Annotated in this window: 13 protein-coding genes, 1 tRNA gene and 2 rRNA genes; all 16 read right to left on the bottom strand. The window is 40.9% G+C overall.

Annotation, left to right across the window (positions count from 1 at the left end; translation table 11 throughout):
• Positions 1-5: 5 nt before the first annotated feature.
• A 23S ribosomal RNA gene (locus tag SSAL8618_RS00080) occupies positions 6-2,905 on the bottom strand.
• 146 nt (positions 2,906-3,051) lie between these two features.
• Positions 3,052-3,124: transfer RNA gene (locus tag SSAL8618_RS00075), tRNA-Ala, on the bottom strand.
• A gap of 54 nt (positions 3,125-3,178) precedes the next feature.
• A 16S ribosomal RNA gene (locus SSAL8618_RS00070) occupies positions 3,179-4,726 on the bottom strand.
• The 16S and 23S rRNA genes sit together here with 1 tRNA gene alongside, the layout of an rRNA operon.
• A 360-nt stretch (positions 4,727-5,086) precedes the next feature.
• Positions 5,087-7,066, bottom strand: a complete 1,980-nt coding sequence (gene ftsH / locus SSAL8618_RS00065) for an ATP-dependent zinc metalloprotease FtsH (protein WP_038674971.1) — start codon at positions 7,064-7,066, stop codon at positions 5,087-5,089.
• 19 nt (positions 7,067-7,085) lie between these two features.
• The gene (gene hpt, locus SSAL8618_RS00060; protein ID WP_002883962.1) at positions 7,086-7,628 is read right to left on the bottom strand and encodes a hypoxanthine phosphoribosyltransferase; all 543 of its coding nucleotides are present in this window, start codon (positions 7,626-7,628) and stop codon (positions 7,086-7,088) included.
• Positions 7,629-7,709: 81 nt separating this feature from the next.
• Positions 7,710-8,975 (bottom strand): tRNA lysidine(34) synthetase TilS, encoded by a 1,266-nt coding sequence (gene tilS, locus SSAL8618_RS00055; protein ID WP_002886278.1) that lies wholly within the window; start codon positions 8,973-8,975, stop codon positions 7,710-7,712.
• On the bottom strand, positions 8,975-10,267 hold the full coding sequence (locus SSAL8618_RS00050; RefSeq protein WP_022496843.1) for a serine hydrolase: 1,293 nt from the start codon (positions 10,265-10,267) through the stop codon (positions 8,975-8,977). The genes tilS and SSAL8618_RS00050 overlap by 1 nt, the downstream gene beginning before the upstream one ends.
• Entirely contained in the window at positions 10,264-10,395 is a 132-nt protein-coding gene (locus SSAL8618_RS00045; protein WP_002883955.1) for an SP_0009 family protein, read from the bottom strand. Before SSAL8618_RS00045 ends, SSAL8618_RS00050 begins: the two co-directional genes overlap by 4 nt.
• Positions 10,395-10,766, bottom strand: coding sequence for an FtsB family cell division protein (locus tag SSAL8618_RS00040; RefSeq protein WP_002886276.1), 372 nt, complete (start codon positions 10,764-10,766; stop codon positions 10,395-10,397). The genes SSAL8618_RS00045 and SSAL8618_RS00040 overlap by 1 nt, the downstream gene beginning before the upstream one ends.
• On the bottom strand, positions 10,750-11,025 hold the full coding sequence (locus SSAL8618_RS00035) for an RNA-binding S4 domain-containing protein (protein WP_002883975.1): 276 nt from the start codon (positions 11,023-11,025) through the stop codon (positions 10,750-10,752). Before SSAL8618_RS00035 ends, SSAL8618_RS00040 begins: the two co-directional genes overlap by 17 nt.
• A gap of 185 nt (positions 11,026-11,210) precedes the next feature.
• Positions 11,211-14,717: a transcription-repair coupling factor gene (mfd, locus tag SSAL8618_RS00030; RefSeq protein WP_038674964.1), complete on the bottom strand. Its 3,507-nt coding sequence runs from the start codon at positions 14,715-14,717 to the stop codon at positions 11,211-11,213.
• Positions 14,710-15,279, bottom strand: coding sequence for an aminoacyl-tRNA hydrolase (gene pth, locus SSAL8618_RS00025; RefSeq protein WP_013989873.1), 570 nt, complete (start codon positions 15,277-15,279; stop codon positions 14,710-14,712). Before pth ends, mfd begins: the two co-directional genes overlap by 8 nt.
• 72 nt (positions 15,280-15,351) lie before the next feature.
• Positions 15,352-16,467 (bottom strand): redox-regulated ATPase YchF, encoded by a 1,116-nt coding sequence (ychF, locus tag SSAL8618_RS00020; protein ID WP_002883967.1) that lies wholly within the window; start codon positions 16,465-16,467, stop codon positions 15,352-15,354.
• Between the two features lie 209 nt (positions 16,468-16,676).
• A complete protein-coding gene (locus SSAL8618_RS00015; protein ID WP_002883961.1) occupies positions 16,677-16,868 on the bottom strand; it encodes a DUF951 domain-containing protein in 192 nt (63 codons plus the stop codon).
• Positions 16,869-16,919: 51 nt separating this feature from the next.
• Positions 16,920-18,056 (bottom strand): DNA polymerase III subunit beta, encoded by a 1,137-nt coding sequence (gene dnaN, locus SSAL8618_RS00010; protein WP_002883965.1) that lies wholly within the window; start codon positions 18,054-18,056, stop codon positions 16,920-16,922.
• Positions 18,057-18,210: 154 nt separating this feature from the next.
• Positions 18,211-19,575 (bottom strand): chromosomal replication initiator protein DnaA, encoded by a 1,365-nt coding sequence (dnaA, locus tag SSAL8618_RS00005; protein WP_002883970.1) that lies wholly within the window; start codon positions 19,573-19,575, stop codon positions 18,211-18,213.
• Positions 19,576-19,678 lie beyond the last annotated feature (103 nt).

Raw genomic sequence — 19,678 nt, 5'->3', positions numbered from 1 at the left:
TTTCTTTGGATAAGTCCTCGAGCTATTAGTATTAGTCCGCTACATGTGTCACCACACTTCCACTTCTAACCTATCAACCTGATCATCTCTCAGGGCTCTTACTGATATAAAATCATGGGAAATCTCATCTTGAGGTGGGCTTCACACTTAGATGCTTTCAGCGTTTATCCCTTCCCTACATAGCTACCCAGCGATGCTCTTGGCAGAACAACTGGTACACCAGCGGTAAGTCCACTCTGGTCCTCTCGTACTAGGAGCAGATCCTCTCAAATTTCCTACGCCCGCGACGGATAGGGACCGAACTGTCTCACGACGTTCTGAACCCAGCTCGCGTGCCGCTTTAATGGGCGAACAGCCCAACCCTTGGGACCGACTACAGCCCCAGGATGCGACGAGCCGACATCGAGGTGCCAAACCTCCCCGTCGATGTGAACTCTTGGGGGAGATAAGCCTGTTATCCCCAGGGTAGCTTTTATCCGTTGAGCGATGGCCCTTCCATGCGGAACCACCGGATCACTAAGCCCGACTTTCGTCCCTGCTCGAGTTGTAGCTCTCGCAGTCAAGCTCCCTTATACCTTTACACTCTGCGAATGATTTCCAACCATTCTGAGGGAACCTTTGGGCGCCTCCGTTACCTTTTAGGAGGCGACCGCCCCAGTCAAACTGCCCGTCAGACACTGTCTCCGATAGGGATAACCTATCTGGGTTAGAGTAGCCATAACACAAGGGTAGTATCCCAACAACGCCTCACTCGAAACTGGCGTCCCGAGGTCATAGGCTCCTACCTATCCTGTACATGTGGTACAGATACTCAATATCAAACTGCAGTAAAGCTCCATGGGGTCTTTCCGTCCTGTCGCGGGTAACCTGCATCTTCACAGGTACTAAAATTTCACCGAGTCTCTCGTTGAGACAGTGCCCAAATCATTACGCCTTTCGTGCGGGTCGGAACTTACCCGACAAGGAATTTCGCTACCTTAGGACCGTTATAGTTACGGCCGCCGTTTACTGGGGCTTCAATTCATACCTTCGCTATTGCTAAGCACTCCTCTTAACCTTCCAGCACCGGGCAGGCGTCACCCCCTATACATCATCTTACGATTTAGCAGAGAGCTGTGTTTTTGATAAACAGTTGCTTGGGCCTATTCACTGCGGCTGACCATAAGTCAGCGCCCCTTCTCCCGAAGTTACGGGGCCATTTTGCCGAGTTCCTTAACGAGAGTTCTCTCGCTCACCTGAGGCTACTCGCCTCGACTACCTGTGTCGGTTTGCGGTACGGGTAGAGTATAATTAACGCTAGAAGCTTTTCTCGGCAGTGTGACATCACTAACTTCGCTACTAAACTTCGCTCCCCATCACAGCTCAATGTTATAGATATAAGCATTTGACTCATATCACACCTCACTGCTTGGCCAGACACTTCCAATCGTCTGGTTTAGTTAGCCTACTGCGTCCCTCCATCACTATATACTCTAGTACAGGAATATCAACCTGTTGTCCATCGGATACACCTTTCGGTCTCTCCTTAGGTCCCGACTAACCCAGGGCGGACGAGCCTTCCCCTGGAAACCTTAGTCTTACGGTGGACAGGATTCTCACCTGTCTTTCGCTACTCATACCGGCATTCTCACTTCTATGCGCTCCAGCACTCCTCACGGTACACCTTCTTCGCACATAGAACGCTCTCCTACCATACCTATAAAGGTATCCACAGCTTCGGTAATATGTTTTAGCCCCGGTACATTTTCGGCGCAGGGTCACTCGACTAGTGAGCTATTACGCACTCTTTGAATGAATAGCTGCTTCTAAGCTAACATCCTAGTTGTCTGTGCAACCCCACATCCTTTTCCACTTAACATATATTTTGGGACCTTAGCTGGTGGTCTGGGCTGTTTCCCTTTCGACTACGGATCTTAGCACTCGCAGTCTGACTGCCGATTATATCTCGTTGGCATTCGGAGTTTATCTGAGATTGGTAATCCGGGATGGACCCCTCACCCAAACAGTGCTCTACCTCCAAGAGACTTAACATCGACGCTAGCCCTAAAGCTATTTCGGAGAGAACCAGCTATCTCCAAGTTCGTTTGGAATTTCTCCGCTACCCACAAGTCATCCAAGCACTTTTCAACGTGCCCTGGTTCGGTCCTCCAGTGAGTTTTACCTCACCTTCAACCTGCTCATGGGTAGGTCACATGGTTTCGGGTCTACGACATGATACTAATGCGCCCTATTAAGACTCGGTTTCCCTACGGCTCCGTCTCTTCAACTTAACCTCGCATCATATCGTAACTCGCCGGTTCATTCTACAAAAGGCACGCTCTCACCCATTAACGGGCTCGAACTTGTTGTAGGCACACGGTTTCAGGTTCTATTTCACTCCCCTCCCGGGGTGCTTTTCACCTTTCCCTCACGGTACTGGTTCACTATCGGTCACTAGAGAGTATTTAGGGTTGGGAGATGGTCCTCCCAGATTCCGACGAGATTTCTCGTGTCTCGCCGTACTCAGGATACTGCTAGGTATAAAGACTATTTCGAATACGAGGCTATTACTCTCTTTGGCCTACCTTCCCAGGTAGTTCTTCTATAATCTTTAAGTCCACGTTGCAGTCCTACAACCCCGAAGAGTAAACTCTTCGGTTTGCCCTCTTGCCGTTTCGCTCGCCGCTACTAAGGCAATCGCTTTTGCTTTCTCTTCCTGCAGCTACTTAGATGTTTCAGTTCACTGCGTCTTCCTCTACATTACCTTAACAGTAATGAGTGACAGGCATTACCTGCCGGGTTCCCCCATTCGGACATCTCTGGATCATTGCTCACTTACAGCTCCCCAAAGCATTTCGTCGTTAGTCACGTCCTTCATCGGCTTCTAGTGCCAAGGCATCCACCGTGCGCCCTTATTAACTTAACCTTATTTTGGTCTTTCGACCTAACTCATTAAATATTCACAGCGTTTCGGTTTATTTTCTTGTTACTATCTATATGTATTTAATTACATATGGAATTTGATATAGATATTCAATTTTCAATGGACAATACTTGAATCTTTCGATTCAATGGAGCCTAGCGGGATCGAACCGCTGACCTCCTGCGTGCAAAGCAGGCGCTCTCCCAGCTGAGCTAAGGCCCCACAAGACCTCTCAAAACTAAATAAGAAACTCAAGTACATTCCGTTTTTCCTTAGAAAGGAGGTGATCCAGCCGCACCTTCCGATACGGCTACCTTGTTACGACTTCACCCCAATCATCTATCCCACCTTAGGCGGCTGGCTCCAAAAGGTTACCTCACCGACTTCGGGTGTTACAAACTCTCGTGGTGTGACGGGCGGTGTGTACAAGGCCCGGGAACGTATTCACCGCGGCGTGCTGATCCGCGATTACTAGCGATTCCGACTTCATGTAGGCGAGTTGCAGCCTACAATCCGAACTGAGATTGGCTTTAAGAGATTAGCTTGCCGTCACCGACTCGCAACTCGTTGTACCAACCATTGTAGCACGTGTGTAGCCCAGGTCATAAGGGGCATGATGATTTGACGTCATCCCCACCTTCCTCCGGTTTATTACCGGCAGTCTCGCTAGAGTGCCCAACTGAATGATGGCAACTAACAATAGGGGTTGCGCTCGTTGCGGGACTTAACCCAACATCTCACGACACGAGCTGACGACAACCATGCACCACCTGTCACCGATGTACCGAAGTAACTTTCTATCTCTAGAAATAGCATCGGGATGTCAAGACCTGGTAAGGTTCTTCGCGTTGCTTCGAATTAAACCACATGCTCCACCGCTTGTGCGGGCCCCCGTCAATTCCTTTGAGTTTCAACCTTGCGGTCGTACTCCCCAGGCGGAGTGCTTAATGCGTTAGCTGCGGCACTGAATCCCGGAAAGGATCCAACACCTAGCACTCATCGTTTACGGCGTGGACTACCAGGGTATCTAATCCTGTTCGCTCCCCACGCTTTCGAGCCTCAGCGTCAGTTACAGACCAGAGAGCCGCTTTCGCCACCGGTGTTCCTCCATATATCTACGCATTTCACCGCTACACATGGAATTCCACTCTCCCCTTCTGCACTCAAGTTTGACAGTTTCCAAAGCGAACTATGGTTGAGCCACAGCCTTTAACTTCAGACTTATCAAACCGCCTGCGCTCGCTTTACGCCCAATAAATCCGGACAACGCTCGGGACCTACGTATTACCGCGGCTGCTGGCACGTAGTTAGCCGTCCCTTTCTGGTAAGCTACCGTCACAGTGTGAACTTTCCACTCTCACACTCGTTCTTGACTTACAACAGAGCTTTACGATCCGAAAACCTTCTTCACTCACGCGGCGTTGCTCGGTCAGGGTTGCCCCCATTGCCGAAGATTCCCTACTGCTGCCTCCCGTAGGAGTCTGGGCCGTGTCTCAGTCCCAGTGTGGCCGATCACCCTCTCAGGTCGGCTATGTATCGTCGCCTAGGTGAGCCGTTACCTCACCTACTAGCTAATACAACGCAGGTCCATCTTGTAGTGGAGCAATTGCCCCTTTCAAATAAATGACATGTGTCATCCATTGTTATGCGGTATTAGCTATCGTTTCCAATAGTTATCCCCCGCTACAAGGCAGGTTACCTACGCGTTACTCACCCGTTCGCAACTCATCCAAGAAGAGCAAGCTCCTCTCTTCAGCGTTCTACTTGCATGTATTAGGCACGCCGCCAGCGTTCGTCCTGAGCCAGGATCAAACTCTCATTAAAAACTTTAATAATTGTTCGAGCGTTAACTCATTACCGTCGTCTGACGATTTATTCTTGTAAATTGACAGGTTATAATTCTTCTATCATAACCCTGCACTTGGTTTCTTATTCAGTTCTCAAAGGTCTTTGTCTCTCTTAAGACAACTTCTATATTCTAGCAAATCTAGAATACCTTGTCAACACTTTTTTGAAGTTTTTTTACTTCTCGTGTCCGCTGTCTCTCCCGAAACAGCTTATTTATAATATCATCTCTAGCTTGTCTTGTCAATAACTTGTATTGATTTTAATTTTCTTTTTTTATAATACTTTTTAATAGTATTTCTTCTCTCGATTTATCTAAAAAAAGAAGAGTAAAACTCCTTACTCTTCTTCATCTTTATTTTTATTTTCAATTCTTTCTTTGACTTCATCGTAAGATAGGGCATGATTATCTTCTTCTGAATCTCCAAGAGAATCCTCCGGCATCTTACCAGTCTCATAAATTGACTTGATTTGTGCAGCATCAAGTGTTTCATACTTAAGCAAAGCTTCTGCAATGAGAGTATGTGTTTCTCGGTTGGCATTGATAATTTCAGCTGCTTTGTCATGTGCCTCAACTAAAAGTGATCGAATTTCTTCGTCAATAAGTTGAGCTGTATGAGCTGAGTAAGACTTATCTGTCGTAAATTGTCCTGGATTCATCGCATGATTACCTTCATATTGGACTGGTCCAAGTTTTTCGCTCATACCATATTCAGTAACCATTGCACGTGCTAACTGTGTTGCTTGCTCAAAGTCATTTGAAGCGCCTGAGGTTTGAACGTTGAAAATAATTTCTTCTGCAACACGTCCACCCATAAGTCCTGCCAATTGTTCTTTTAGCTCATCTTTAGATGACAACATCTGATCCTCTTTTGGTAGAGAAATCATATAACCACCTGCGCGACCTCGTGGAACAATAGTAACCTTGTGAACATCACGAGCGCTAGAAAGTGTTAAACCAACAATTGTATGACCTGCTTCATGGTAAGCCACAACTTTACGTTCGTGTTCTGAAACTTGGCGGTCTTTCTTAGATGGTCCAGCAATAACACGATCCTCTGCTTCGTCGATATCACTAGCATCAATTCTAGTCTTACTACGTCGTGCAGCAACTAGGGCTGCTTCATTCAAGACATTCTCTAAGTCAGCTCCAACAAAACCTGGAGTTTGTTGAGCAACAACTTTAAGGTCAACATCTTCAGCCAATGGTTTATTCTTGGCATGGACTTTCAAGATAGCTTCTCGGCCTTTTACATCTGGGCGACCAACAAGAACTTTACGGTCAAAACGTCCTGGACGTAGGAGGGCTGGATCAAGAACATCACTGCGGTTGGTTGCAGCAATGACAATGATATTCTCATTTCCATCAAAACCATCCATTTCTATCAACAGTTGGTTAAGGGTTTGTTCACGTTCGTCGTTACCGCCGCCCATTCCAGTACCACGACGACGGCCAACCGCATCGATTTCATCAATAAAGATAATAGCACGTTCGGCCTTCTTAGCGTCTTCAAAAAGACTACGAACACGACTTGCTCCGACACCGACAAACATCTCTACGAAATCAGAACCTGAGATACTAAAGAAAGGAACATCTGCTTCACCAGCAACAGCTTTAGCAAGCAGAGTTTTACCTGTCCCTGGAGGGCCTTCAAGGAGAACACCCTTAGGGATACGTGCACCAAGTGCTTTATATTTACGTGGATTTTTGAGGAAATCTACGACTTCTACAAGTTCTTCTTTTTCTTCTTCCGCACCAGCCACATCTGTGAAACGAACTTTAATATTCTCTTTTGATTGAGTCTTAGCACGGTTGCGGCCAAAATTCATTGCACCGCGGTTACCACCTTGATTCATCATGAAAAGGAAGAAAATAGCAATCCCAATCAAAGGTAGGTAACTAAAAAGATATGAAATCCAAGCACCACTTGAACTTTCACGTATCATTTTAACATTAACATCAGCTGCTTCTGATGCTGACTGCAATTTCTGCATGGTTGTTTCATTCTGCAGCACAGTCGATGTAAAGCTACGTGTCTCTGATGATGCACTACCTAAAAATGGTAGACTAAGATCAGTATCAACCTTTTCGGCCTTTTTGTAGCTACCTTTAACTTCAATGATACTACCGTCTGGCTGATAAGTGATAGATTTTACCTTACCATCTTCAATTTTCTTAACCAACTGTGTGTAAGACAATTGTTGACTTGGGCTTTGGCTTCCTCCTGCAAAGTATTGTACTCCGGTTACAACCGCAATAATAACTATGATGTAGAGAAAAGCGTTCCGTAAGAAGCCATTATTATTTTTATTATTCATAAATTAATTAGACCTTTACTTATTTTGTATAAATTTCTTCTTTTAGGACACCGACATAAGGGAGGTTACGGTATTTTTCATCATAGTCTAGTCCGAAACCAACGATAAATTCATTAGGAACATCGTAACATACGTAATCTGCCTCAATATCAACAACACGACCTTCTGGTTTATCAAAAAGAGTTGCGATTTTGACTGAATTGGCTTTACGGTACTTGAACATATCTCGAAGATAAAGGAGCGTACGACCTGTGTCAATGATATCTTCAATAAAGATGATGTCTCGTCCTTCAACATTAGTGTCAACATCTTTAAGAATCTTTACTTCACCGCTGCTGACAGTTCCGCCACCATAACTAGAAACGACCATAAAGTCCATCTCAATATGGGTGTCGATATGTTTGATAAGTTCTGCCATAAATGGAACAGCACCTTTCAAAACACAGACTAGTAAAGGATTTTTCCCCGCATAATCCTCTGTCAATTGTTGTCCTAGTTCTTTAGTTTTAGCTACGATATCCTCTTGGGAAAAGAGGACTTTTTTAATGTCTTTTTCTAACATTTGGGTTCCCTTTCTCGAAGTCAATATTCTGTTATTATACCACTTTTACTTCAATCATCGTTATTTGAACATGGTATTTGATTAGAAATTCTTATAAATGACTACAGTGCCATAAAGTATAGCATTTTCAGGTCTTTTTTTCAAATAGAGACGCCCAGCAACATAAAGAAAAATAATCTGACCATCTTGTTCTCCTATAATGGCTTTTTGACGATCCTTCTCTAAAATCTTATTGTCTATAAATAGTCGTCTTAACTTTTTATGGTGACTACCAAGGTCAATCTTATCGCCTTCTTTTCTATGACGAATCACTATTGGGGAATCTGACCAAATACTAATAGTATCTGAGTTAGAAACGTCATTGAATTCTGAAAAACTCAAGGTATAATCCTCAAACTCAACAGATTTTCCAAATTCTAAGAGACAAGGAGGGGATAAAGAGATAGCCTCTTCTTTCCTTATTAGGAAAGAAGTCTGTGTTTTTACTAGTTCGTAACCATTTATTAGGGGGATCTTTCCTGAAACATTTTTCCTTAGATAACTTATCAATTGATTAAATTGGCCTTTAGAAAGCTGTAAATCAGGAAAGGTATCTAAATAGTTCTGAAGAAGAAAGAGCTGGACAGCATCTGACTGTTGCTGAAAAACAGATAAATCAGTAATAGTAATATCCTTTGTTAACTCCCCTAAAGCTTGCTTCATAAGACCAATCTCCTCGGCTAAAAGACAAAGGTGCTCCTTAAATTTAGGATTTTCCTGAGATAAGGTAGGAAGATAGGACAGTCTGATGCGATTCCGAAGATAGGCTAGTGACGTATTACTCCTATCTTCAAAATGGAAAGTTACGGGAAGCCGATCTTTCGTAAGATGCAAAAAGGGGCGAATAACCTGACCAGTACCAAATGGTCTGATAGCTGAAATTCCTGTCAGGTGTCTTAAACGACTTCCTCTCAACAGTCTCATAAAAATCGTCTCTGCTTGATCATCTGCATGATGGGCTGTTACAAGAGCAGAGTAATCATAATCTTTCATGACTCGCTTAAAAAACTCATAGCGAAAGGTACGGGCAGCATTTTCTGAAAACTTTCCTGAGAAGGCACTATAGTGAAAAGGGACCTTATGTTCCTTTGCCCAATGACGTAAATACGCTTCTTCATGCTCCGACTCTTGTCGTTGTTTATGGTTAACGTGAGCAATCCCCAACTGAATATCCAAATCTTTTTGATGGTTATACAAAAAGTGCAGCAAACTCATAGAGTCTGCTCCACCTGATACTGCTACTAAAATTTTCTTGTGCTGGTTAAAATAACCCTTGGCTTGCATCATTTTCAACAATTTTTGTGTCATTATTTTAAAATTCCATAAACATCATCTGCAATTGAGGTGATTTTGTCATAGCCCTCTTTATCCGTAAAAATCGATAGAATAAAGGGAGAATCTGCATAAACAATAGCGACGTCATGTTTAAAGTCGTAGGCATCACCAATTTTATGAGCGACGGGAACATCAATGTTTTTGGAAATACGTTCGCCATCATAGTCCGTACTTGAAAGATAAGTGATAATATCTCCATTTTGTCTATAAACAGCCTCCATCAAAGTACCTGCGGCTCTAGCAGTCAACTCCTTTTTATCCATATTCCACGAAGTCGCTGCGGCTTTATCTACTGATTTTTGGAAGGCCTTGTCATACTGATTAGTTACATAATAACCTAATATATTTGTCGCTACATTATCTGAGTTTTGGGCTACAGCCTTTAACAGATTTTCCAAGCTATAATTCTTATCATCAGGCATCTTACTAATCTTTCCAGAACCATCTGGATCATAGGCACCTGGAAAACCATTTACAGCAGAGGTATATTGATACTCATCTGATAATGATAATTTCTTTTGGGACAGACGTTCCTGTGCATAATAGAGTACTCCAAGCTTGGCTACGCTTGCTGCATACATGCTTTTTTCGTCATTGATAGCAGCTACTCGGTCCGTATCAAGCTGTTTAACATAAACTGAGATGCGCTCTTGATTGTTATACTTCTCATTAAGGACTTTTTGAACAGCCTCGATGCGATTGTCAGTCGTTGATAAATCAGAAGCGTTAATCCACCCCTCTCCGTCTACCAAATAGTAGGTCCCTGCATGCGTCTGAGCTGCTTGGCTAACCTTAATGGGTTTAAAACTAGCGAGTTTGGAGTCAGCTTTTTCAGTTCCTAGAACGTAAGGTTCTTTGTATACCGTAAAACCATCTTTAGTCCAGAGGGTCATATCTACTGGTTTTTGATTATAGATACTGTCGTCTACAATTGATTTCTGACTAGCGGCTACATAATCACCATCTTGAAGTTGGAAAACGGGTTCACCTTTAGCATTCCAAAAAATAGCAGAAATCGATAGTTTGGTATCCGCTTGGATACTGGTTTTAAATTCTGTTAAATCCTTGTTCTTGTAAGTTAGGATAGTTGTTATCGTTCTTGGATTTTTAGGAATCTGTTTAAATTGAGTCAAGCTAGCTGTAGTATTTTGAGTCAATTTTTGGACCTGTTTTGGGGTCAGAGTTAGCTCCTTCTCCATAGGAAGTAAGACTAGAGGACTAGAAGATACAAGCACAACAGTTGCAGCTATTAAGAGCTTTTTCATGCTTGCTTCTTCACCTCCTCTTTCCTCGGTAATTCCGTTTTAAGTTGCTGATTTTTTTCTGATAGTTCCTCTAACTTGGCTTCTGAATAGGTTAAAAAAGTTTCTACAGTTTTAAGTAAATCTTTCATTAGGGTAATAAGCTTGGTACAGGATAGATTGACTCTCCTTCACGTGAATAATAGTACTTAGCACGCGCATATTTCTCGGCGAAAGCATCATCCTTAAGTTTCTTAGCCAAATCCTTTCGTTCCTTTGTCTGATCTGACAATTTATCATAGTCTTTCTGAAGCGACAAGACTTCCTTCTCTTGCTGTTTGATATTCATATAGGTCTCAACCAGATTGTAGGTTGGCAAGATAAAGAGTAAAACAACCACAAAGAGAATCCATCCCATAAAGCGATTCCTTTGTTCGTGTTCGGCACGCTCTAATCGTTGCTCTTGATTGGCATTATCAATGTAATCGTTCGTAAGCTGTACAATATTAGGCTTCTTGCTCATCTGCTTCAATCCTTGTTTCACTTATAATCTCGTACATTTTTGCCGCATCTTCTTTTTTAGTACTGTCTTTCATTTCTAAAACACGGACAGTTAGAAGTTTATTTCCAAAACGAACTTCCACTTGGTCACCAATTTTTAAATCTGTAGATGACTTAGCGAGTACACCATTTACTTTTATACGTCCTTTATCAGCTACTTCTTTAGCAACTGGACGGCGTTTGATAATTCGTGATACTTTTAAATATTTGTCTAATCTCAATGTTACTGTTTCCTTTTCGTTAGGATATCTCTTCTATGATAGCATTTTTTTGAGAAAATAGGGGACTAAAGCCTTTTCAAGTACAAAAATAAGAGAATCGACACTAGTCGACCCTCTCAGGAGATTTATGAAAAAGAAAAGTTTTAGGATGTTTTATAGTATAGAGAGACTTACTTAAACTTTCCTTAAGCTTCCTTTTTTTCTTTACGTTCTTTGATTTCCATAAATGTCTGTCCAAAAATTTTTAATTCTTCAAGAATCTCATAGTCTTTCTTGTTACGAACATCAAAAGTAATCTCTACTTTCCCCTGGTTATCACTGATTTTTGCTTTTAAATGCGTTTTAGAGATGGCTTCGAAATAGTCTTGAGTCAAGAAGAATTTAAGAGAGGCTTGTTCGAAACGAACAATAATAGTATCGTTCTTACGCTCGACTAATTCTGCAAAGGCAGCATCTAAATAGGCCTTAACCAGACCAATCTCAATGAGATAGGCAACTTGGTCTGGATATTCTCCAAAGCGGTCAATAAGCTCATCTTGAAGGTCTTGATAGTCTTTCTGATTCTCAATTTCTCGAATACGCTTATAAATTTCAATTTTTTGGCGCTCGTCAGAAATATAGTCGGAAGGGAGGTAAGCATCAATCTGAAGATTGAACTCTGCATTTCCTTTACGGCGAACTTGAGTTTTACCTTGACGTTTATTGATAGCCTCTTCCAAGAGTTGCGAGTACATTTCGAATCCGACTGAGTCGATGAAACCACTTTGAGAAGCACCAAGAATGTTACCGGCACCACGAATTGATAAATCACGCATGGCAATTTTGAAACCTGATCCCAGTTCTGTAAAGCCCTTAATAGCATCCAATCGCTTCTCAGAGACTTCCGTCAACACTTTATCAGGACGATACATGAGATAGGCATAAGCAATTCGATTACTACGCCCCACACGACCTCTCAACTGATAAAGAGTAGATAAGCCCATATGATCTGCATTCTCAATAAAGAGCGTATTAACGTTGGAGATATCAATCCCTGTCTCGATAATGGTCGTTGCTACCAAAACATCGTAATCACCATTCAAGAAATCCAAGAGGGTATTCTCCAACATAACCTCACTCATCTGACCATGAACAAATCCGATACGTGCTTCAGGGACCAGCTCATGTAGTTCAGAAACTTTTTGATCAATGGTTTCAACACGATTATAAACATAAAAAATCTGGCCGCCTCGGTCCATCTCTCTTAATATCGCTTCTCGAATAAGACCAGGATTAGTTTCCATAACATAAGTTTGAACTGGATAACGGTTGGTAGGTGCTGTCTCAATAATCGACAAATCACGAATACCTAACATAGACATATGAAGCGTACGAGGAATAGGTGTCGCAGTTAGCGTAAGGACATCAACCTTAGCCTTCAGCTCCTTAAGTTTCTCTTTATGCTTCACGCCAAAACGTTGTTCTTCATCAATTACTAGCAAGCCTAAGTCAAAGAACTTAACATCTTTAGACAGCAGGCGGTGGGTACCAATAATAATATCAATACGCCCTTTAGCGAGATTTTCAATAGTCTCATTTTGCTCTTTTTTACTTCTAAAACGACTGAGTTCATCTACTTCAACGGCATGATTTTCAAAACGTTCTTTAAAATTCAAATAGTGCTGATGGGCGAGAACTGTTGTAGGAACTAGGATAGCAACTTGCTTTCCATCATTGACTGCCTTGAAGGCAGCACGCATAGCTACCTCTGTCTTACCAAAACCAACATCACCCACCAAGAGACGATCCATGGGTTTGTCTGACTCCATGTCTGCCTTAATTTCCTTGATAGAACGCAATTGATCCTCTGTCTCAGCATAGGCAAAATCATCTTCGAAATCCCTTTGGTTATAATCATCTGGTGAAAAAGCAAAACCTTTAAGTTGACTACGCTCAGCATAAAGTTTTAAGAGATCATCGGCAATATCCTCTACTTGCTTGCTTACTTTTTGTTTAGTCTTTTGGAAACGCCCATCATTGAGTTTATTAATTTTAGGCTCTTTTCCGTCCGCTGATACATACTTAGAGAGACTCTCAATCTGCTCAACAGGTAGAGAAATTGTTGCAGCATCCTGATATTGGATGGTCAAGTAGTCACGATGCACCCCTTTTATCTCAATAGTCTCAATACCTTTAAATTGACCGATACCATGAGTCTGGTGTACAACATAATCACCTTTTTCAAGTTCATTGTAATCTTTGAGACGCTCTGCATTGGAAACGTGACTGGCACGCGCACGACGTTTTACTTTTTTATGAAAAATCTCACGTTCAGTGACAAGAACAAGCTTTTCATCCGCAAAGTAAAAACCATTGGATAAGTTTCCTAAGACTAACTGAGGCTTATGTGGCATCAAATCTCCAAAGCTACTAAGGGATAAATCTAAATCATATTCTTCCAAGGTTTCCTTCAAAGATTTGAGCTGCTTCTCAGACCCCACTTGTAAAATAACTGTTGCCTTATTCTTGGTATAGCGATGTATTTCATCAACTAGAAGTGGAAACTGGTTAAAGAACTCCTGCATAGGGTATTGCGTGAATTGATGCAACTTATCAAATTTAAGATTTCCCAATCCCTTATGAAAATTCGAAAAGAAACTAGCTGGCTGATAGTTACGTAAAGTCTTAAATGAATCCACTAAGTAATTTAGATGACTCAGAGACTTGCCCTGATGAAGATCCTCAGTTAAAAGATTAGCCACTTCCAACTCAAGACGTCCATGGCGGTCCACTATCTTTTGAAAATCATCAATGAATACAGGAGTTCCCTTTGGAAGGTAGTCAAATAAGGTGTAAGCTTTATCATAAAAGAGAGACAAAAACTTACGTAAATCTTTATGACGGTAACCATCAATCGTAACCGACAGAACCTCCTCAAGGTAAGCCTTATGAGGACCTTCTGCCTTTGAGACCGCACTTTCTAGGGCCTTCTCAGCACGTTGGTAATCTTCTCTTGTTAAGATAATATCATCTGCCGGGGATACGATAATATGTTCTAAATTGTCTAAAGATTTTTGACTATCGCTATCAAACTGACGAATACCATCAATCTCGTCTCCAAAAAATTCTAAACGGTAGGGGAGTTCTGCAGTCAGTTCATAAATATCTAAAATATCGCCTCTACGACTGAACTCCCCAGGTAAGAGAACCTGCTCTACCCTTTGGTATCCAATATGAGTAAGATGCTTACTGAGAGCCTCTAAATCATGTTCCTCCCCTAGTGTTAAGTCAATGCGAGAGTCTTTATAAACCTCAGGGTTAGGCAAATGTAACTTAGTACCAACTAAACTCGTAACCAAGATTCCACTTGACTCTTTATCCATTAAAAAATTAAGACTTTCGAGACGAGAATGGGTCTTTTCTGGAGAAGCGAAGATAAACTCTGCAGCTACTACATCATCTGTAAAAAAAGAATAAACCTTATCCTCTCCTAAGATAGCTGACAAATCTCCTGTTAGTTGCTCAGCTTCATTTTGTGTTGAAGTAACGATTAGAATCTTAGGAACCTGCTCAGAAAGGGCAGATGCCATGACAACTGCCTTGCTGGAACCAGAAAATCCCATAACCAACTGTCTACTCAATAAAGTTACTTTATCACGCCACTCAAGCAATTGAGGATTCTTCTCAAAAAGATCTAATAGGGTATTAGCCATTATAACGCCTCATGGTGTCTTCGAAATCATTGGTTTTAAGGTAATGATTGAGGGCCGTCTCTACCTTGTCTAAAGTCAGTAAAATTGTGGCATAATCATCTTCACTAAATTTTCCCAGGACATGATTAACGACCGTCATTCCTTTCTGTGGGCGGCCAATACCAATTTTTATACGGTCAAATTCTTGAGTGCCAGTTTCAGCAATGATAGATTTAATCCCATTATGACCACCTGCTGAACCTTTTTGACGAAAGCGCAATTTCCCAACTTCCATATCTAAATCATCGTAAATAACGATAAAATCCTCCATGGGAATATTGTAATAAGCCAGCAATGCTCTAACAGCTAGACCAGATAGATTCATAAAGGTCGTTGGTTTCACAAAATAAACCTTTTCACCGTTTAAAAAGGTCGAAGCCACTTCAGCCTTAAAGGTCTTTTCTTCAGAAAAGGTTAATCCCAGTTCCTTAGCCATTAGGTCAATAGCCATAAACCCAACATTGTGACGTGTCTCATGGTATTTTGAACCAGGATTTCCCAAGCCAACTACTAATTTTGTCATTATTTCTCCTCTTTGATAAACAGCAAAAGGACTGAAAAATACTTTTCAGCCTTGTGCACTATTTTTTATTTTCTAAACGTTGAAACGGAATTCCATGATGTCGCCATCTTGAACAACATATTCTTTTCCTTCTTCACGAAGGCGACCAGCTTCCTTAACAGCTTTCTCAGAGCCATATTTAATAAGATCATCGTAAGACATGGTTACGGCACGGATAAAGCCTTTCTCGAAGTCAGAGTGGATAATTCCTGCTGCTTGTGGAGCCTTGATGCCGCGTTTAAAGGTCCAAGCACGCACTTCTTTCTCACCAGCAGTAAAGTAAGTTCCTAGACCAAGCAAGTGATAGGCTGCGCGTGTCAGTTTATCAACTCCTGATTCTGTCAAACCAAGGTCTTCCAAGAACATTTCTTTGTCTTCATCATCCAATTCAGAAATTTCTTCCTCAACACGTGCCGAGATAACAACTACTTCTGCATTTTCAGTCGCTGCAAACTCACGAATTTGTTTGACATAATCAATATCATCAGGATTTGCGACTTGGTCTTCATCAACGTTAGCCACATAAAGTACTGGTTTTGTTGTCAAGAGGAAGAGTCCCTTAACAATTTTTTGCTCTTCCTCAGTAAAATCAATCGTACGTGCAGACTTACCATCTTCTAGAACAGGTTTAATCTTTTGAAGAATATTAAACTCTGCCACAGAATCTTTATCTTTTTGTGTACGAGCAATTTTTTCGACACGCGCATAACGTTTGTTAATTGATTCAAGGTCAGCCAAAATCAATTCTAGGTTGATTGTATCAATATCAGCCATCGGATCTACAAAGGCATCCTCACGCCCTTGTTCACGCATAACATTTTCGTCATCGAAAGCACGAACCACATGGACAATCGCATCTACTTCACGAATGTTCGCCAAGAACTTATTTCCAAGACCTTCACCCTTTGATGCTCCTTTTACGATACCCGCAATATCTGTGAACTCAAATGTGGTTGGAACTGTCTTTTTAGGGGTAATAAGTTCAGTCAGTTTCGTCAAACGCTCGTCTGGTACCTCAACCATTCCGACGTTTGGATCAATTGTCGCGAAAGGATAGTTAGCAGCTTCCGCACCCGCTTTTGTAATTGCATTGAAAAGAGTTGATTTACCAACGTTTGGCAAACCAACGATACCTGCTGTTAAAGCCATTAATTTATTTCTCCATAAAAAAGTAATTCAGTTAATTATAACACAAAAATTGTTAAAAATAGGCAACTTCCCTTTGAGAATCATAAAAAGGAAAGCAAGGCAAAGAATGCTATAAAGAAGATGATTGGGGACTCTAGAAAGTTTTTATATTGCTAGTAAACTAATTTTCTTAACACAAGAACCTCCTTATCTATACTCCCCAATGTCTGTTATAAAATCTTCTTAAGTTTCTTTTCGAAATCATGACGACTCATCATAACCACATGATCACAATTTGTACAACGAATCTTAATGTCAGCTCCAAGACGGGTAACTTCCCATTCGTTAGCTTTTTTTCCTGTTGCTTTGATGGTACAAGCATGTGGTTTTTTCATTTCAACTAAACTTCCAATTTGGTACATAAACTTCCTCTCTAGTAAAAAAGTTATCCACAGTGGATAACTTTTTCGATTTTAGTTTGTTCTTACAGGTGTAATCAATTGAATAAAATTCTCACTGTCATCAGCTGGCGTCAAAGTAAATGGACGTACTGGTGAAATGAAACGTACACGTACAGTCTCACTCTTAAGAGCTTTCAAAGCATCTATTAGGTAGGTTGGATTGAAACTAATGACCAAATCACTACCAGAAACATCTTGCACATCAATATCCTCATTAACCTTTCCGACTTCTGGCGAATTAACATGGGCACTGACACTACCATTGATGATTTCGAGTTTTACGGTACCACTTTGACTAGCATTAGAAATCAAATATGAACGTTCCATAGCAGAACGAAGGCTAGCGGTCTCGAAAACAACTTCTGTTTCAAATGAATCAGATAAGAGACGATTCGTGTCTGGATAATTTCCTTCAAGTAAACGTGTATAGAAAGAAATTGTTTCACTACGGAATAGAATTTGATTTGCTGAGAAGAAAACCTCTAAATTTTCAATATCATCGCTAAAGACTGCCGATAATTCTTTAAGTGAGCGACTTGGGATTACAACATCAAAGTTATCTGCAGAATGCTCCAAAACAAGTTGGCGTTGGCTCATACGGTGAGAGTCCGTTGCTACAGCTTTGAGATCTTTATGATTTGAAAGAACAAAGTGAACACCGGTTAAAATTGGACGACTTTCTTGTGTGCTTGCTGCGAATGACGTTTCAGCAATGATAGATTTTAATACTTTTGTGTCCATGAGTAATGGCGTCAAGCTATCAACTTCCTGAATACGGGGATATTGTTCAACATCTTTCCCTTTCAAGGTAATTTCTGATTTACCACTCTTCAGTAAAACTTGGTATTGTTCAATTTCTTCAAAAGTTAGGGTAACATCAGGCAAGCTTGAGACAACATTAATGAAAAAGTTGGCTTCCAAAAGGATACTACCTGGCTGTGTAATTAATAGGCCTGCATTTTCTTCTGAAACTGAGATACTATTTTCAATTGAGATTTGCCCATTTGATCCTGTCAAATAGATACCATCACTGGTAACTTCGATTTTAATCGTTGATAGAATTGGGATAGCATTTTTAGAAGAAATAGCACGGCGAGTTGTATGAAGTGCTTGTAAGAAATAAGCTTTATTAATCGCAAATTGAATCATGATGCTCCTTTATTTTAGTAGTATTATTTTAGTAGTAGTAGTAGGTCTTGTGGACACTGTGCATAAGTGTACAAAACATAGTTTTATCAATGCTTTAAACTTGTGCACAGCCTGTGGAAAAGTTTGTATAATTTTTAATAGTTATCCACAAGTATTATTTTATCTTGTTTTTGATGGTATCAATTTCAATGCGTAAACTGTCATCTTGAGCAATCATATTTTTGATTTTATTGTATGCATGTAAGACAGTTGAGTGGTCTCTTCCTCCAAATTCTTTTCCAATTTTTGGAAGGGAGTTATCAGTCATTTCACGCGCAAGATACATGGCTACCTGACGTGCCAAGACAATATTTTGTGTTCGTTTAGTTGCCTTGATCTCTTTTACAGTGACATTATAAAATTTTCCTACCTCAGTTTGGATATCCTCAATCGGAATAAGAGTTAACTTAGGACCATCCATTTTACGTGCGCGAATGGCTTCAGCAGCTACTTCAACTGTGATAGTATCTAACTGGCGAACATTGGCAACTAAGCTAATATCTTTTAAGGCCCCTTCTAAGTCACGGACATTTGAATCAAATTGGCCAGCTAAATACTCAATTGTTTCAGGAGGAAAATGATAATCATAGTCCATAATCTTATTAGTAAGAATGGCCACTCGCGTTTCAAAGTCAGGTGGTGTGATATTGACGGTTAACCCCCATTTGAAGCGCGTGACAAGACGCTCTTCCATCTCGTTCAATTGATCTGGATTACGGTCGCTGGTCAGGACAATTTGTTTATTATTATTGTGAAGGACATTGAAAGTATTGAAGAATTCCTCTTGAGTGGCTTGCGTTGATTTTTTAGCCAATGATTGAATATCATCAATTAAGAGAACGTCCAGATGACGGTATTTAAGTTTTAGTTCATCCATTTTATCTAAACGGATATGGACAACAAATTCATTAATGAAATTCTCTGCAGTAATGTATTTGATACGTGCTTGAGGATTATCATGTAAGACCTTGTTACCAATGGCATTGAGTAAGTGAGTTTTTCCGAGACCAGGTCCTCCATAAATAAATAGAGGGTTATACGTAGCTCCTGGTGAATCAGCTACAGCTAAAGATGCAGCAACTGACCAACGGTTTTCATCCCCCTGAATAAAATTATCAAAGGTGTACTTACTATTTAAGTCAGAGTCCAATGTAGGAAGAGCAGGTGTTTGCTGTTCCTTTTTATTGCCAAAGTCATTGTTTGTTACAGTTGAATTTGCCTCGTTTAAGAGTGCTTCGTCAAAGACGTACTCAACTTTTATTTCACTATTATAGGCTTCAAAACCAGCCATCAAAATGAAAGATTGCATATTCTTTTCCCAGAATAGCTTTTTGACTTCTTCAAGCAGAATTGTAGCAACGTTATTTTGAACTTTGATGAGCTTGGTATCCAGGACATAATAATCAAAAGTGGCTTGTGTTAGTTCCTCTTTGGCCAGCTCTAAGAGCTTATTCCAAAAAAAATGCTCTTTTTCGGTCATTCCATCAATTCTCCTTCTTTATTCTTGTTCTCTGATTTTATCATAAAACAAAAAAGTTTTCCACAGGTCTGAAGATAAAAGCTTATTAAGTTATCCACAAGCT

It is taken from the genome of Streptococcus salivarius, from assembly GCF_000785515.1.
GTDB classification, from domain to species: Bacteria; Bacillota; Bacilli; order Lactobacillales; family Streptococcaceae; genus Streptococcus; species Streptococcus salivarius.
Note: the sequence above shows the minus strand (reverse complement) of the source record. Positions and strands in the feature narration are given on the sequence as shown.